Source organism: Colwellia sp. M166, from assembly GCF_024585285.1.
Classification (GTDB): domain Bacteria; phylum Pseudomonadota; class Gammaproteobacteria; order Enterobacterales; family Alteromonadaceae; genus Cognaticolwellia.
The window spans coordinates 861,965-877,717 of the sequence record NZ_CP040755.1; the positions used below are offsets into that span (position 1 = coordinate 861,965).

12 protein-coding genes, 6 tRNA genes and 1 pseudogene are annotated in these 15,753 nt (G+C 38.4%); 13 read left to right on the forward strand and 6 right to left on the reverse strand.

The window, feature by feature from the left end:
• Position 1 precedes the first annotated feature (1 nt).
• Together uvrY and FGD67_RS03890 are read right to left on the reverse strand one after the other, a co-directional pair.
• Positions 2 to 646: a UvrY/SirA/GacA family response regulator transcription factor gene (uvrY, locus tag FGD67_RS03885; RefSeq protein WP_257173788.1), complete on the reverse strand. Its 645-nt coding sequence runs from the start codon at positions 644 to 646 to the stop codon at positions 2 to 4.
• Positions 647 to 776: 130 nt separating this feature from the next.
• Positions 777 to 1,031 (reverse strand): hypothetical protein, encoded by a 255-nt coding sequence (locus tag FGD67_RS03890; protein ID WP_257173789.1) that lies wholly within the window; start codon positions 1,029 to 1,031, stop codon positions 777 to 779.
• 176 nt (positions 1,032 to 1,207) lie between these two features.
• Between FGD67_RS03890 and fabA the strand changes: the two genes are divergently transcribed.
• On the forward strand, positions 1,208 to 1,723 hold the full coding sequence (gene fabA, locus FGD67_RS03895; RefSeq protein WP_257173790.1) for a bifunctional 3-hydroxydecanoyl-ACP dehydratase/trans-2-decenoyl-ACP isomerase: 516 nt from the start codon (positions 1,208 to 1,210) through the stop codon (positions 1,721 to 1,723).
• A gap of 126 nt (positions 1,724 to 1,849) precedes the next feature.
• On the opposite strand, the gene gltX is transcribed toward fabA, so the two are convergent.
• A complete protein-coding gene (gene gltX, locus FGD67_RS03900; RefSeq protein ID WP_257173791.1) occupies positions 1,850 to 3,262 on the reverse strand; it encodes a glutamate--tRNA ligase in 1,413 nt (470 codons plus the stop codon).
• A gap of 274 nt (positions 3,263 to 3,536) precedes the next feature.
• On the opposite strand from gltX, the gene FGD67_RS03905 reads away from it, so the two are divergent.
• From FGD67_RS03905 to FGD67_RS21880, 8 genes and pseudogenes are all read left to right on the forward strand, one after another.
• Positions 3,537 to 3,612, forward strand: a tRNA-Val gene (locus tag FGD67_RS03905).
• Positions 3,613 to 3,759: 147 nt separating this feature from the next.
• A tRNA-Val gene (locus FGD67_RS03910) sits at positions 3,760 to 3,835 on the forward strand.
• A 55-nt stretch (positions 3,836 to 3,890) separates the two neighbouring features.
• Positions 3,891 to 3,966: transfer RNA gene (locus FGD67_RS03915), tRNA-Val, on the forward strand.
• A gap of 38 nt (positions 3,967 to 4,004) precedes the next feature.
• Positions 4,005 to 4,080: transfer RNA gene (locus FGD67_RS03920), tRNA-Val, on the forward strand.
• A 38-nt stretch (positions 4,081 to 4,118) separates the two neighbouring features.
• Positions 4,119 to 4,194 (forward strand) — tRNA-Val (locus tag FGD67_RS03925).
• 38 nt (positions 4,195 to 4,232) lie between these two features.
• Positions 4,233 to 4,308 (forward strand) — tRNA-Val (locus FGD67_RS03930).
• A 214-nt stretch (positions 4,309 to 4,522) separates the two neighbouring features.
• Positions 4,523 to 4,870, forward strand: coding sequence for an RNA-binding S4 domain-containing protein (locus FGD67_RS03935; RefSeq protein WP_257173792.1), 348 nt, complete (start codon positions 4,523 to 4,525; stop codon positions 4,868 to 4,870).
• Positions 4,871 to 5,548: 678 nt separating this feature from the next.
• Positions 5,549 to 5,880 (forward strand): annotated as a pseudogene (locus FGD67_RS21880) (transposase).
• Positions 5,881 to 6,327: 447 nt separating this feature from the next.
• Here the strand turns inward: FGD67_RS21880 and FGD67_RS03940 are convergent.
• On the reverse strand, positions 6,328 to 9,222 hold the full coding sequence (locus FGD67_RS03940; protein ID WP_257173793.1) for a TonB-dependent receptor domain-containing protein: 2,895 nt from the start codon (positions 9,220 to 9,222) through the stop codon (positions 6,328 to 6,330).
• A 383-nt stretch (positions 9,223 to 9,605) separates the two neighbouring features.
• On the opposite strand from FGD67_RS03940, the gene FGD67_RS03945 reads away from it, so the two are divergent.
• Together FGD67_RS03945 and FGD67_RS03950 are read left to right on the forward strand one after the other, a co-directional pair.
• On the forward strand, positions 9,606 to 9,776 hold the full coding sequence (locus FGD67_RS03945; RefSeq protein WP_257175060.1) for a kelch repeat-containing protein: 171 nt from the start codon (positions 9,606 to 9,608) through the stop codon (positions 9,774 to 9,776).
• A 164-nt stretch (positions 9,777 to 9,940) separates the two neighbouring features.
• Positions 9,941 to 11,653, forward strand: a complete 1,713-nt coding sequence (locus FGD67_RS03950) for a proline--tRNA ligase (RefSeq protein WP_257173794.1) — start codon at positions 9,941 to 9,943, stop codon at positions 11,651 to 11,653.
• A gap of 134 nt (positions 11,654 to 11,787) precedes the next feature.
• Here the strand turns inward: FGD67_RS03950 and FGD67_RS03955 are convergent, their stop codons facing one another.
• Positions 11,788 to 12,390 (reverse strand): hypothetical protein, encoded by a 603-nt coding sequence (locus FGD67_RS03955; protein ID WP_257173795.1) that lies wholly within the window; start codon positions 12,388 to 12,390, stop codon positions 11,788 to 11,790.
• Positions 12,391 to 12,977: 587 nt separating this feature from the next.
• Between FGD67_RS03955 and FGD67_RS03965 the strand changes: the two genes are divergently transcribed.
• Complete coding sequence (locus tag FGD67_RS03965; RefSeq protein ID WP_257173796.1) at positions 12,978 to 14,195, forward strand: pyridoxal phosphate-dependent aminotransferase; 1,218 nt, start codon at positions 12,978 to 12,980, stop codon at positions 14,193 to 14,195.
• A 30-nt stretch (positions 14,196 to 14,225) separates the two neighbouring features.
• Positions 14,226 to 14,831 carry a 5'-deoxynucleotidase gene (gene yfbR / locus FGD67_RS03970; protein ID WP_257173797.1) on the forward strand — a complete coding sequence of 202 codons (606 nt, stop codon included), beginning with the start codon at positions 14,226 to 14,228 and terminating at the stop codon, positions 14,829 to 14,831.
• 66 nt (positions 14,832 to 14,897) lie between these two features.
• On the opposite strand, the gene FGD67_RS03975 is transcribed toward yfbR, so the two are convergent.
• The gene (locus FGD67_RS03975) at positions 14,898 to 15,653 is read right to left on the reverse strand and encodes a DUF1835 domain-containing protein (protein ID WP_257173798.1); all 756 of its coding nucleotides are present in this window, start codon (positions 15,651 to 15,653) and stop codon (positions 14,898 to 14,900) included.
• Positions 15,654 to 15,753: the final 100 nt, after the last annotated feature.

Here is a 15,753-nt window from a genome sequence, read left to right on the forward strand (position 1 = left end):
GTTACAGGGCTTCAGTTTTCAACATACCATGGCGAATAGCCAAGTGCGTCAACTCAACATCATTACCGACATTGAGCTTTTCAAACATTCGATAGCGATAACTGTTAATCGTTTTCGTACTCAAGACTAATTGCTCAGAAATATCCGGGACTTTTTCACCACGTGTGATCATTAACATGATTTGTAATTCACGTTCAGATAGAGTGCTAAAGGGGTTTTCATCGACTGATTTAAATTGGCTTAGCGCCATTTGCTGAGCTATTTCAGGCGTAATATAACGTTGGCCGCTATTAACTGCACGAATGGCATTGATCATTTCATCAGGCCCCGCGCCTTTGGTAAGATAACCCGCGGCACCTATTTGCATTACTTTAGTGGGAATAGGCTCTTCACAATACACCGTTAACACGATAACTTTAACATCAGGTGCATAACGAATAATTTTTTTAGTTGCCTCTAAACCACCGATGCCCGGCATATTCATATCCATCAGCACGACATTAGGTTCGTTCTTTCGGCAAAACTGTACGGCTTCTTCACCTGTTTTAGCTTCACCAACCACCTTAAGTCCTTTTACTTCGTCTAGGATTTTTCGTATTCCAGTACGAACTAACTCATGGTCATCAACTAGCAAAACATTTATCAACGTAGAATTACCTTATAATTACTTTATAAAAAACAGTAGCATTAAGACAAAAATAATATAGTTAATTGCCCTTTAACACAATCTAATTTTCTGCTTTTTATTTTCCATGCTTTACAGGAAATACGCCTTGTTAAAGCTCATTTTTGTTTAACCAGCTATTTAATAAACCAATTTGACCATTTTTATAGGCCGCATAAGTCAAGCGCACGGCATTGCTTAAAATAATACTGTCATTCCATTTTGTTTGTTCAGCAATCAATTCGTAGCATTTTTGCGCTTCTGGCGATAGATAACCACGCATTTCTTTTTTACCTCTATCTTTTTGTCTTTCACGATAGCGCTTTTGCTTTTCAGCATTAGTTAATGCCTTCTTTTCAATATTCATCAATAACTTACCTGTTTTATTTTTTTAAACCGCAGTGGTTACGCATAACTAATACTGACAAATTTTTTACTCTTTGTTAAGCAAAAACAATATTTATTTAACTGTTCGGAGTTGTTTAGCGTACAACTGTTCGCTAAAGTAACGCCTTTAAATTCTCAATAAATGTAAGTGAACCCATGGAACAAAAAAATTCGTTCTCAAAAGAAGACTTAATAAAAGCGGGTACTGGCGAAATGTTTGGTGCTGGTAACAGCCAATTACCTTCTGACAATATGTTAATGATGGATAGAATTGTTAGCATTACTGACGATGGTGGCGAACATGGCAAAGGAGAAATCATTGCCGAGTTAGATATTAACCCTGACTTGTGGTTTTTTGATTGTCATTTCAAGGGTGATCCAGTCATGCCAGGTTGCCTTGGTCTAGATGCTATGTGGCAATTAACCGGCTTTTATTTAGCATGGTCAGGTGGCCCAGGCCATGGCCGTGCTTTGGGTGTAGGCGAAGTGAAATTTACTGGACAAATTCTGCCAACGGCAAAAAAAGTAACTTATAAAATTACCTTAAAACGTGTTATCAAACGTAAGTTATTTATGGGTATTGCTGACGGTACAGTTTCTGTTGATGGCCGTGTAATTTACACAGCAAAAGATTTAAAAGTTGGTTTATTTACCGATACAACTAAGTTCTAGTTACGGTTAACTAACACTGCTCGCTTTGCACTGCCCTGTGAGCGTGACATTGCCTACAAGGACATAAAAAAGCCAGCGACTACGCTGGCTTTTGTTTATCAAACGTTCAAATAAACTATCACGACATTAGCTATTAGCGATACGCGCTTCAACAACGTCGATAGCTTGATCGATACGAGCTAATACTTTCTGCTGATCTAATAACGCTAACGTTATATCTAACGACGGTGAATTACCACCACCAGTGGCTGCAACACGTAATGGCATACCCACTTTACCCATACCTACTTCAAGTTCAGTAGCGGTGTCGTTAATCGCAGCATGAATTGACTCAGGTGACCAATCAGTCAGTGCGGCTAACTTAGCTTTAACCAATAATAACGGTTCTTTAACTACTGGTCGTAGATGCTTTTTAACGGCGCCGGCATCAAGCTCAGTAAAGTCTTCATAAAAATAGCGACTAATTTGCGCCATTTCTTTTAGAGTATTCACCCGATCGGCTTGTATTTTGACAATTTCTTCTAGCGCTGGCCCATTTTCAATGTTAATGCCCTGCTCTTTCATGTGCCACTCGAGGTGAGAAGCCACATAAACAGGATCGAGTGTTTTCATGTAATGTTGGTTGACCCAAATCAGCTTATCAGTATTAAAACCTGATGGCGCGCGATTACAATCTTTAAGATCAAATAGCTCAATCATTTCTTCACGAGAGAATATTTCTTTATCACCATGTGACCAACCCAAACGTACTAAATAATTAAGTAATGCTTCAGGTAAGTAGCCGTCATCACGATACTGCATGACACTAACAGCGCCATGGCGTTTTGATAGACGTTTGCCATCATCACCTAATATCATTGGAATATGCGCATACTCAGGTACTGTTGCACCTAATGCTTTTAAGATATTAATTTGTTTTGGTGTGTTACTAATATGATCATCACCACGAACCACATGCGATACTTTCATATCCCAGTCATCAACAACCACAGTAAGATTATAGGTTGGAGTACCATCTGAACGTGCGATAATTAAATCATCAAGCTGTTCATTACTGATAGTGATATCGCCTTTAACCATATCTTTGATAACAACATCGCCAGCTAATGGATTTTTAAAGCGAATAGCATAAGGCTTATCTGTAGGGTGATCTGTGCGTTCACGCCAAAAACCATTATATTTCTCGATTTCACCTTTAGCTTTGGCTTCTTCACGCATCGCGTCAACTTCTTCAGCGGTGCTATAACAACGATAAGCATTACCTGATGCTAATAGCTGCTCAATTACTTCTTTGTAACGATCAAAGCGTTGCGTTTGAAAGTACGGGCCATGAGTCCATGTTAAATTCAGCCAGTTCATACCATCCATAATGGCATCAACAGACGCTTGTGTTGAACGCTCAAGATCAGTGTCTTCTATTCGAAGAATAAAGTCGCCGCCATTTTTTTGTGCATAGAGCCAACTATATAAAGCAGTACGAGCACCACCAACGTGTAAATAGCCCGTTGGGCTCGGGGCAAATCGAGTTGTTAAAGTCATAAAAGTCTCAATGAAATATATCTATTTGCCAAAATCAGCAAATAAAAGTTATTAATAAAGTTGGCAACATTTTATCAGGCAAGAGCAGGAAATACACCTTTTAGCAGCTTAAATTTATTAACAAGCGATAACAGCAAAGCAAAGAAAGCTCAGAAAACCACCAGCCTGTCGAAATATAGAACGTTTAAGCTAAATAGTTAAAAAAATAATAAAAAATTGCTGAGTTTTGGTTGACAGCTTTTTCGATCTCCCTATAATACGCCCCCACAGAGAAGGACGATTAGCTCAGTTGGGAGAGCACCGCCCTTACAAGGCGGGGGTCACTGGTTCAAGCCCAGTATCGTCCACCACTTCTTTCGAAGTGAGGTAGACATTCAGCGTTGGAAAAGAAATAAGGTCAACACCTTCACCTCTTAATCACCCGCGCCGAATCACTGGTTCAAGCCCAGTATCGTCCACCACTTCTCTGTTTGTAGTTTTAATATGTTAGTTATATTGGACGATTAGCTCAGTTGGGAGAGCACCGCCCTTACAAGGCGGGGGTCACTGGTTCAAGCCCAGTATCGTCCACCACTTATTTTATAAGTGGTAATATAATTAAAATATAAAAAGTACATGTAATATAACTGGACGATTAGCTCAGTTGGGAGAGCACCGCCCTTACAAGGCGGGGGTCACTGGTTCAAGCCCAGTATCGTCCACCATTTATATTACATTGATTCATATACTATCTAATAGTTATGGACGATTAGCTCAGTTGGGAGAGCACCGCCCTTACAAGGCGGGGGTCACTGGTTCAAGCCCAGTATCGTCCACCATTTATATTATATTGATTCATAAACTATTTAATAGTTATGGACGATTAGCTCAGTTGGGAGAGCACCGCCCTTACAAGGCGGGGGTCACTGGTTCAAGCCCAGTATCGTCCACCATTTATATTATATTGATTCATAAACTATTTAATAGTTATGGACGATTAGCTCAGTTGGGAGAGCACCGCCCTTACAAGGCGGGGGTCACTGGTTCAAGCCCAGTATCGTCCACCATCTTAAAAAATTCAGTTTAAAGGTTAATCCTTAAAACAAAATCACCTTCTGCTCTTTACCACCCGCACCGTGTCACTAATTAAGCCCAGTATCGTCCACCATCTTAAAAAATTCAGTTTAAAGGTTACAATGGTCGTCGAGATTAATACGTCAACGACATCACGCTACAACTAAGCTATAATGAATTTTTTCGTTAACTACAAGCAAACCTTACATGTCCTCAAATTTAGCGCTTATTGATATTTCAACCCAACCGATTGAACTTTGCAAATTATTAAAAATTGCCAATATGGTTAGTGGTGGTGGTGAAGCTAAAATAGTGATCAGCGAGGGCTATGTTTTATTAAATAACGAAGTTGAGTTTCAAAAACGAAAAAAAGTTTATCACGATGACATTATAGAATTTAATGGTGAAACCATTCAGGTTAACCTTGCTAAAGCTAGTAAAACTACACAAACATCACTCACGCCAGCCAAGGCTAAAAACAACACCAACCTTAAGCCAAAAGCAGCTCAGTCAACTGATATTGTTCGTGCTAAACGTAAACCTATTAGCTTTTAAGAATTATGTTGTTTACTTTCTCTAAAGTAAGCAAAAATTATAATAATATCTGCTCAAACTCCAATTTAAAAGTGATGAAATATTCTTGAGGATACTTCAATACTGAAAAACAGCTAACGCACTTATATTCATCACAAATAATGATTAAATCGACAACTGATCTTATATATAGTTTCATCCCGTATCACAAGGTTTAACTCATCGGTAATAGGGACTGGATTGCTGCCATATGTACGGCCTTTTAATTAAATTTATTGCTTCTGACTCCGGTGTATTCCACACATATTGGCCTTATCAGCTCGTCAAAATAATCGTTATTTAAGGTTATCAGGTTTTACTTGTTATTTCATCGTTTCGTTATACCCCCGCATTACTTTGAAGTGAGTTTTACTTATACTGGTGAGTATTCCTCACCAGAGACTGTAATAGCCCAAGCCATTCTTGCCATTTTGTTGACATAAACAACACATGCTCGCTTCTGGCTACTAGTTTGAACAATATGACTAATCCACTGACTCAGCTATATATGCTTCTTAGAAGTTATGCCAAAAATAGTGTTCCCCCAACATACAACGTACGATTGTATTGCCCATCGAGGTAAAGTAACAATGAGCTGGTTCTATGGTTTCATAGCTGCATATTATTAGTAATTGCCTAGATGAAATTGTAGCAAGTAAACTGACAACAGGTAATGTACATGATACGAAACCCGTACCTAAATTAACGTCGAACTTTGCGGTAAACTATACGCAGATAAAGGTTATAAAATTTAAACCATCTCTACTTGAACGAGGCGTTGATTTAATGACAAATGTTGGAATAACATGAAAGCAAAAGCGCTATTATTGGAGGGTAAAACGATGCTATCTAGGCGATTTATCATTGATACGATATACAACCAACTTAAAAACACATCTCAAATTGAGCACTCAAGACACAGAAGTCCAAACGGTTTTATGCTGAATTTAATAGGTGGCTTATTGTCTAAAAGGAAACAAACCAACCCCTAACATCAATGACCTATAGATGAGTTCGATGGTAAAAGCTTAAACCGATTTTAAGTTAACTAATACCAATTCTACTAAGTTTCTTCCCACTCTGTGAAGCTTAAAAGGTTTAGCGGCGCAGGTTCACAGTTCCAGACTGAAGCTAAGTACCTACATCCATGCAGGCAAGGCATTGGTGAAGATAATGGTTATTCCCTTATCGAACAATAACACGGCCTGTAAGCCTTTTAATATCACCCTCAGGGAGCTTACCAATGGTTCGATAATTTCCTTCCTATAGAATAAAATGAGCGTTGTTCTCAAACCGTTGGTAAGTTCTGAGTGGGCAGAAACTTAATAGACTTAGTATAAAGTAGTTTATTTAAAGGTTAAAAAAAGAGCGATAATAAAAAGTATTATCGCTCTTTAAATACACTTAAAGATTTACAGATTTAAGTTAACTTGCTTTCATTAGAACTTAACATTAACACCTGCAAATGCTCTACGACCCACTAAGTCGTATATAGCATTAGCAGTATAACCAGGTGCTAGCTTGTCTGTTAAATTTCTAATACCTGCACTTACAGATACAACATCATTCACTAAGTAATTAAATGATACGTCATGTGTAGTCACAGAGCCAATATAAGCTGGAGAAGTATCCTCTGCTGTATCACCTGTTGGAGAAATATCCATAGTGAAACTACGATCAATATAACGAGTTGACCAACTTACTACTAAATCATCAATTTCATAATCTAAACCAAAGCGGATTTGTAAAGCTGGATCACCTACTTCACCATCTTCAACATTAATTTCATCCGGGCGATCTTGAAATTCAAACTGTTCTAGTTCTAGTAATTTACTTACCAATAAGTTTGTTGTTATTTCGCCAGGAAGTTCAAATGAACTAAGATCGGTAGAATATCTAACTTGTGCTTCAACACCCTTAGTATTTAATGCCGCAGCATTTAAATAACCAGAACGAACAAGTGAAATATCATTCGTGATTGGATCACGATCGATTTGACTACAGAATCCAGCATCTGGGCCACCCGTAGCATCTACACAGTTGTCAGCAACATTTTGTGCTGCAACAAATGTAATCGCATCAGTGATTTCAATATCATAGTAATCAACAGTAACAGATAAGTTTTCAATAAATGATGGTGTCCAAACAAAACCAACGGTTAAAGATTCTGATTCTTCAGATTCTAATTCAGAGTTACCACCGGATAGTAGATCAATAGAAACGTTATCATTTGCTTGGAATCCAGCCGGAATACCTAAAGCAGCACAGTTTGCTGCGCGATCTGGATCATCCGAAATATTATCAGCATCACATGGATCACTCACACTAGCAAAACCTGGAGAAACAGGATCAAATGCTTCTGTAATATTTGGAGCTCTTACAGCTTCACCTATCGTACCTCGAATACGTAAGTCTTCAAATGGTGCATACATTAATCCAACTTTCCATGCTTCAGCTTTACCGGCATGTGAATAGTCAGCTGTGCGGAATGCCGCATCTAAAGTTAATTCGTGAGCAAAGTCCATACCGGCAAGTAAAGGAAGACTTACCTCAACAAAAAACTCAGTCACATCGTATTCGCCATATGAATCTGGTGTAGCAGCACTTGTTAAGAAGCCACGTTTAGTAAATTCATCAGTGATTGATTCTGATGATTCTTCACGATATTCAAAACCTGCTGCAAGACCAATAGCACCACCTTGTAACTTAACAAACTCTGCTGTATCAAAAGTAACTACTCCACCAATAAACTCTTGCTTAATAACATCTTCACGCGTTACGTCTGCTGATACAAAATCACGAGCTTCTTGCGAAGAACTTTGACCAAATGGATTAAAGGCAACACAGTCACTACCATTTACTGATGCCGGATCGCTATAATCATCGCCTTGAGCACTTGCTACTTGGCTGCGACATGCTGCTTCACCAGTCGAGGGATCAATAACCGAGTCAACCGCTGCAAAAAGGTTATCTGGAATCAAATCATTAAGCGTTTGACGTTTATTAGTAGTTTCACCATTTACGTAGTATAACTCCCAATTAACATTCGTGTCACTTAAGGCAAATGTGCCTTCAAACCCTGCTGTATATCTAAATAAGTCACGACGATTAGCTGCAGAACGATTACCAAGCTCATCGAAAAACTTAGCCATACTAACATTTGTTTGACCGGCATCTAGTAACGTATTACGTAAACCCGCATCTAAAAAGGCATTATCTTCAACATTAATAGTGATATCGCCGAACAAAAATGACGGTTGAAATTGTTGTGTTATATCTGAACGAACATATTTAAAGTCACTGTTGAAAGTAATATTATCCGTTAAATTCAATGTTAGTGTTGAACCTACATTAATTTTTTCTACACCTGGTGAATAGTTCTCATAATCTTCAGTATTAAAACAGTAATCACAACCATTTGGGAAGTTACCAAATGCAAAGCTGTTATCGAATTCACGCTCAGTTTGAACTAAAGGGTTACCTGTGCCATCAAACACATAACGACCAGCAGCACCACCAAATGGGTTAATAACACCATTTGCATGGATCATTTCTGATGAAACATTAGGTCTTCTAAGTTTATCAGGAATACCGTCATCTTCACCGCCGTCATCTGGGTTTATTACTGTTCCCCAGCCCTGAAATTGACGAATATCGGCAGACATTACTTCACCAACACGTTCAATACCGGCAAAAAAGGTAATATTACCTTTACCATCAGCAAAGTCACTACCAGCTAAAATATTAAAAGTGTGATTTCTCTCATTTACACCTTCGGTTGATTTTGTGCCAGTTAAATTTGCTGTAAAACCGTCAAAATCTTTCTTTAGAATGACGTTAATTACACCTGATACAGCATCAGAACCATATATAGCTGATGCACCACCAGTGATAATTTCAACTCGCTCTATAAGAGCTGCGGGAATCGTTGATAAATCAACAGTTGCTTCTCCAGGCGTACCTGCTACGTGGCGTTTACCATTGATTAAAACTAATGTTCTAGATGAGCCTAAACGACGTAAATCTGCAGAACTTGTACCGGCAGCTTCATTACTATTGTTATTACCGATTAAGGTGTCGGTAGACCCTATTGCGGGAAGTTCACTTAAAATACTACCTAAATCAGGGGTACCAAATTTAGCTATATCTTTAGCTTCAAGCACAATAATTGGCGTCGGTTGTGAAAGTTCAGAACGTGCAATACGAGAACCGGTAACTTCAATGCGTTCAACTTCACTCTTTGTATCTTCTTCAAAAGCCATCGCTGGTATCGATACTGCCCCAGTGAGCAATGCTAGTGAGATTGCTTTAGTAATCTTAGTAAATTCTCTCATGTTTTATCTCTTATTATTTAGTGTAAAAATCCGGTCACTATTAATTAAATACAGCCTAAGCTTTATTAGCTCATTAACTGTATAATCCTACTAATGAAAATATTCATATTAATTAATTGTGTAACCGAGCTACTAAACAATACTACTACTACTACAGCATTTAATAAAAACATTTTTTAACACTTTTTTCACAAAATCCAATATTTAGTAAATATTTGTCACAATAACGTTACATTTTCTATTGTCAGATTTTGAAAACAATGATTAAATTATCTTCAGCACTGTTATGTATACTCTTTTTCAAATTCACTGAATAAAATATCAATTCATATAAAAATTTACCTTATCTTGGCGGTAGCGATAATCCCTATAATTACAACGGTATTGGTTATAATGGCAAGCCCTCAACCCCAAGCAATGCAATATGGCGTTATAACCTCGAAACAAATACTTGGCAAATATCTCATAGTGAAAAAGCGACCATGGACCATCGTGGTTTATTAGTTCTTGATGGCAAGCTACTAACCATTGGCGGCATGGCAGAAAACCAATAGGTGCTCAATGTTATTAATCATTATTAACGATGATCAGTCATGATTAATAATCATTAATCGGTAATATTTCACACTTGAGGCAATTTAAACCTTTTGTGGCTGAAACTGCCCTGCTAGAATACGCGACATATTTATTACTCGCTTACTAATGGAATTTTTTCTCAATGCGTACAAGCCAATATTTACTTTCAACTTTGAAAGAAACCCCTGCTAGCGCTGAAGTTATCAGCCACCAATTAATGTTACGTGCAGGCTTAGTGCGTAATGTAGCATCAGGCTTATATACTTGGTTGCCGACAGGCTTAAAAGTATTACGTAAAGTTGAAAATATTGTTCGTGAAGAAATGGAACGTGCTGGCTCTTTAGAAGTATTAATGCCAATGGTACAACCGGCAGATTTGTGGGAGGAATCAGGCCGCTGGGAAGATTACGGTCCTGAATTATTGCGTTTAAATGACCGTCATAACCGCGCTTTTGTCTTAGGCCCAACTCACGAAGAAGTGATCACTAAGCTTGTTAGCAATGAAATTAGCAGCTACAAGCAGTTACCACTTAACGTCTTTCAAGTTCAAACCAAATTTCGTGATGAGATCCGCCCACGCTTTGGTGTGATGCGTGGCCGTGAATTTTTAATGAAAGACGCGTACTCTTTCCATTTAGGTGAAGAGTGTCTGAAAAAAACCTATCAAGTGATGTTTGATGCTTATTGTCGTATTTTCGATCGTTTAGGTTTAGATTATCGCCCAGTTATTGCCGATACCGGCTCTATTGGTGGTGAAGCTTCACATGAATTCCACGTTTTAGCGGATTCAGGTGAAGATGATATTGCTTTTAGTGATGTTAGTGAATTTGCAGCCAATGTTGAAAAAGCCGAAGCATTAGCGCCCACAGGCCAACGTCCTGAAGCAACACAAGCATTAACAGAAGTTTCAACGCCAAATGCACGTACTATTGAAGACGTAGCAACATTGCTTAACATTGACGCAACAACTACCGTGAAAACGTTATTGGTATTAGGTACAGCAACAAAAGAAAATGAAGCGCCTGTTATTGCTTTAGTGTTACGTGGCGATCATCAACTAAACGAAGTTAAAGCGGAAAACTTAGCACAAGTTGCCGCGCCATTAACTTTTGCTACCGATGAACAAATTCTAGCTGCAGCTGGCTGTAACGCTGGCTCAATTGGTCCAGTTGGTTTAACCGGCGATGTTATCGTTGATCGCAGTGCTGCGCACTTAGCAAACTTTGTTTGTGGCGCTAATAAAAACGATATGCACTTTACTGGGGTAAATTGGGATCGTGATGCACAAAACTACCGTGTTGAAGATTTGCGTAACGTCGTTGAAGGCGACCCTAGCCCATGTGGCAAAGGTAACATTGTTATCAAACGTGGCATCGAAGTGGGTCATATTTTCCAATTAGGTGAAAAATATGCTCAAGCAATGAACTGTGGGGTATTAACCGAAGCTGGTAAGAACCAAATTCTAACCATGGGTTGTTACGGTATCGGAGTTTCACGTATTGTTGCCGCCGCGATTGAACAAAACCATGATAAATACGGTATCAAGTGGCCAGCAGCCATCGCGCCGTATCAAGTCGCTATTGTACCAATGAATATGGCAAAATCGGCACGAGTTAAAGAAACCGCTGAAAATTTATATGAACAGTTACAGGCTGCAGGTATTGAAGTTATTTTTGATGATCGCAAAGAGCGACCTGGTGTCATGTTTGCCGATCATGAACTCATGGGTACGCCATTATTATTAATTATTGGTGAACGTAACCTTGATAACCAAGAGATTGAAGTGAAGAATCGTATTACGGGTGAAAAATCAATGTTAGCCATTAGCGACGTTATGTCGTTATTTGCTCAATAGTTACCCTATGATTGATTAAGTAACTGGCAATCGCTTTTTTGCCCTACATATATTAGCTATAAAAATATAACGGCTTTGCATAACCTGCAAAGCCGTTTTTTTACTCACTTTAACCAACATTAATTCAGGGTAAGCTACCAACAATCACAACAATCACAACTATCCCAATAAACGACGCGATTGAAAAAAGCGGCAACATTAAGCGATAAAGCTTTAAAGGTAGTGATCGCTTTAGCATCGATTTGAAAACACTGCCAAATAAACTGATGACAGTTATTATCAAATAAATGATAGTCTCTAACTTGAAAAATTTGTGCTATGGCACGTTGCGCAGCCATTTCACTTGCTAGTGGCACACCTAACGAATCACAAGCAATAAAAATGCCTCTGCCCGAGCGTGTATCAGTAAAGCGCTGTGTGGATACTGGTTTTACTAAACCATTACCATCAACTTCAATAATGGTATTGTCGCCGATCCAAATACCTGTATGGTCTAACACCCCACCAATACCACAACAAACAATTGCGCCAACACAGGGCTTAACCTGCTGTTCAGTGAAAAACATATCGCTTGGATAAGTTGCAATAGCGGATTCGTACGCGGGTAAGTCTGCTAAGGTTTGTGCACCATAACGGCTAAAACGCTTACGTTGCTGAGCTTTTCGATCCTCAGCTAAACCTTTAACCGCTAACGCAGAAACTGCGGCGGCTCCTAACCACAATAAAGGTAACGGCATCGATAAACCTCCTATTAAAAACTGATATCTAGTACTGACTGTTGATCTTTCGTGGTTGAATTTTGTTCGCCTGCCCTAAAGAGAGTAAAGCGTTTTAATCGAGACGAGCAGTATGTAGCCTAGTCATTCTGCGTAATTAGTGCTCACAGCTACCGCATCCTGCTATCGCTAAGTACCTACATCCCTGTAGGCAACAAAGAGTAAACACTTTTAGCCGAATCCTTTAGACAGCGTTTGTTGGGCATTTTTACTGCGTTGCCCCACATGGATGTGGGGTAAGGTGACTTTGCAGGAGCATAAAGTCTTTATCGCCTTTTTATATGAAATACCACATGACAAAAACTCTGCCTTGTATAAATACCCAACAATTCGCTGTAAAAACAATCACGAAAGATCAACGGCCCCTAATATATTGTTGAAAATTTAGTCACAATAACAAGATGACCTAAGTTTTTACCTTTTACTATAAAAAAGTTGCAAGTAACTGTTTCAAAGTTAGTCAATATTCGTAACAATGGGTTAAGGTAGATGATTACACTTCATACCGAAACAATGACCATATTCATTAACTTTTAAAAGACACCACTATGAAAACTATCCTTAAATCTTCAAAATTAAAAAACGTCTGCTATGAAATTCGCGGACAAATTGCCGCCGAAGCCAAACGTTTAGAAGATGAAGGTCATAAAATTTTAAAACTTAATATTGGCAATCCCGCACCATTTGGTTTTGAAGCACCGGATGATATTTTAAAAGATGTCATTCATCATTTACCAACAGCTCAAGGCTACTGCGAATCAAAAGGAATTTATCCGGCACGTGTTGCGGTTATGCAGTATTTTCAACAGCAAGGCATTTTAGATGTAAGTGTTGATGATATTTTCATTGGTAATGGGGTTAGTGAACTTATTGTTATGGCCATGCAAGGCCTACTTAATAATGGTGATGAGGTATTAATTCCTGCCCCTGACTACCCTTTATGGACCGCTGCTGTCGCGTTATCTGGTGGTAATCCTGTGCATTACCATTGTGATGAAAAAAATCAGTGGTTTCCAGATCTAGATGATATGGCTAAAAAAATATCACCAAAAACCAAAGCTATCGTTTTGATTAACCCGAATAATCCTACGGGTGCAGTGTACAGCGAAGAGGTACTACAAGGCATTATCGCTCTAGCACGTGAACATAACTTGATCATTTTTAGTGATGAAATATACGACAAAATCCTCTACGACCAAGCACAGCATATCCCAACCGCGAGATTAGCTAACGATGTTTTAATTATCACTATGGGTGGCTTATCAAAAAATTATCGTATTGCCGGTTTCCGTGCTGGTTGGATGGTGATCACAGGTCCTAAAATTCATGCCGAAGATTATTTAGAAGGCTTAAACATTCTTTCATCAATGCGTTTATGTGCCAATGTACCTTCTCAGCATGCAATTCAAACAGCATTGGGTGGCTATCAAAGTATTAATGAGTTAATTCAAGGTGATGGACGTTTAATAAAACAACGTAACCTTGCTTATGAAATGATTAATAGCATCGATGGCCTGTCATGTAATCAAGCGATGGGCGCGTTATATTTCTTTGTAAAAGTTGATCAGAAAAAATTTAATATCAATGATGATGAAAAGATGATTTTAGACTTACTCAAGCAAGAGAAAATTCTCTTAGTTCAAGGCCGAGCTTTTAATATCAAACAAAAAAACTATTTTCGCTTAGTATTTTTACCCCATGTCGACGAATTAAAACCAGCGTTGGAAAAGTTAGCAACTTTTTTCAGCACTTACCGTCAAGAATAAACAAATTAATACCATTAATAAGGTCAGATAATGCAAAGTACTTTTCTCGCTTGGATGTTTAGAATGCCGTTGATAAAACGTTGGGCATTGATGTTTTGCGTTAAACCTGAAAATGTCGCCGAACATTCGCATCAAGTCGCTATTGTCGCGCACTTGCTTGCGGTTATTAAAAATAAAAAGTTTGCCGGTAACATTAATGTCGATAAAGTGGCAACGGTTGCGCTATATCATGAAGCCAGTGAAACACGCTTTGGCGACATTGTCAGCCCAACAAAATATGCCAATCCAGAAATTGCACGTGAGTTTAAAAAAATTGAATATTTAGCCGAACGGCAATGCCTAGAATCTTTACCTGAAGAATTTCAGGCAATGTTTGCTGATATCATAGTGCAGGACAACGTTGACCCGAAATATAAGCAAATAGTTAAAGCCGCCGATATTTTAGTCGCCTATATTAAAGCGCTTGATGAATTGAACCATCAAAATCATGAATTTGACCACGTAAAAGAACGCTTAGAATTAAAATTAGCCACGCTAAAACAAGAAATGCCAGAAGTTGGCTATTTTATGGCAACATTTATTAAGTCATGCTCGGCAACCGTTGATAAGCTCAGCGAAGTGCACCTGAAAAAGTAATCAGTAATCAGTAATCAGTAATCAGTAATCAAGCGTGTTAGTTACTAATCTCAAACAAGTATCAAACTAGCACGCTGAGTTATTTATTAACCGCTCAAACATCTGTTTCACTTGTAGATCACCAAAACTATAAATGCCCTCTCTTGCGGAAAAGCACTGAAAAATCACACTAAATTCTGTGCTATCTAACTCAGCAGCAATCGCGAGTAATTGACGCTCAGGATAGCCTAAACCGTTTTTATCCGGTGTACGACGTAAATGCGCCTTAATAGCGGGCAATAAAAAGGGATAAATATCAGTTAACTCTCTCGCAACAGCGAGCATAGTGTCAACATCATTTTGCTGATACAAGGGCCAAAGTTTGGCTAAAGATACTAATGGCTGCGACAACAATTTTTGCTTATTTTGATAAGCAAGTTGTAGCTCTGACTCAGTCATATTAGCAAAGCTATATTCGTTACCAGCACTGGGGCGCACTAAATAAATATTATTCTGGTGGCCATTTTTCATCAGTAAGTTAATAACAAACCAAAAATTAATCTGACAAAATAAGTCATCCTCAAACCAACAAATTATTTGGCTGCCTATGGCAATATGAGCAATTTTATCAATTTCAACCGCGGCAATGTCATAATACCCTGCAAAGGTACAACCTTGATATTGCGCCGTAAAAGCAGCTCTATTGGCATAAAATTCGCTAAGTGTTGCACCTTGCACATTACCATCAATTAAACATTCCCTCATTACAATAACTTCTGCTTTAACAATATCTTTTAGCTGATACTTTAAACAATCACCATTGAGAATATGTACTTGTTTCATTGTAGCAACCTATTAAATTGTCAAAAAAAATATCGTTATTGCTCATATTAGCATTTCATGCGCTAACCTTGCATGCTCAATATTGAGCGTGTTGACTATA

Coding starts and splice junctions, on each gene's coding strand:
- FGD67_RS03890 (WP_257173789.1), bottom strand. CDS start 1,031: ATGAATATTGAAAAGAAGGCATTAACTAATGCTGAAAAGCAAAAGCGC.
- fabA (WP_257173790.1), top strand. CDS start 1,208: ATGGAACAAAAAAATTCGTTCTCAAAAGAAGACTTAATAAAAGCGGGT.
- gltX (WP_257173791.1), bottom strand. CDS start 3,262: ATGACTTTAACAACTCGATTTGCCCCGAGCCCAACGGGCTATTTACAC.
- FGD67_RS03935 (WP_257173792.1), top strand. CDS start 4,523: ATGTCCTCAAATTTAGCGCTTATTGATATTTCAACCCAACCGATTGAA.
- FGD67_RS03940 (WP_257173793.1), bottom strand. CDS start 9,222: ATGAGAGAATTTACTAAGATTACTAAAGCAATCTCACTAGCATTGCTC.
- FGD67_RS03950 (WP_257173794.1), top strand. CDS start 9,941: ATGCGTACAAGCCAATATTTACTTTCAACTTTGAAAGAAACCCCTGCT.
- FGD67_RS03955 (WP_257173795.1), bottom strand. CDS start 12,390: ATGCCGTTACCTTTATTGTGGTTAGGAGCCGCCGCAGTTTCTGCGTTA.
- FGD67_RS03965 (WP_257173796.1), top strand. CDS start 12,978: ATGAAAACTATCCTTAAATCTTCAAAATTAAAAAACGTCTGCTATGAA.
- yfbR (WP_257173797.1), top strand. CDS start 14,226: ATGCAAAGTACTTTTCTCGCTTGGATGTTTAGAATGCCGTTGATAAAA.
- FGD67_RS03975 (WP_257173798.1), bottom strand. CDS start 15,653: ATGAAACAAGTACATATTCTCAATGGTGATTGTTTAAAGTATCAGCTA.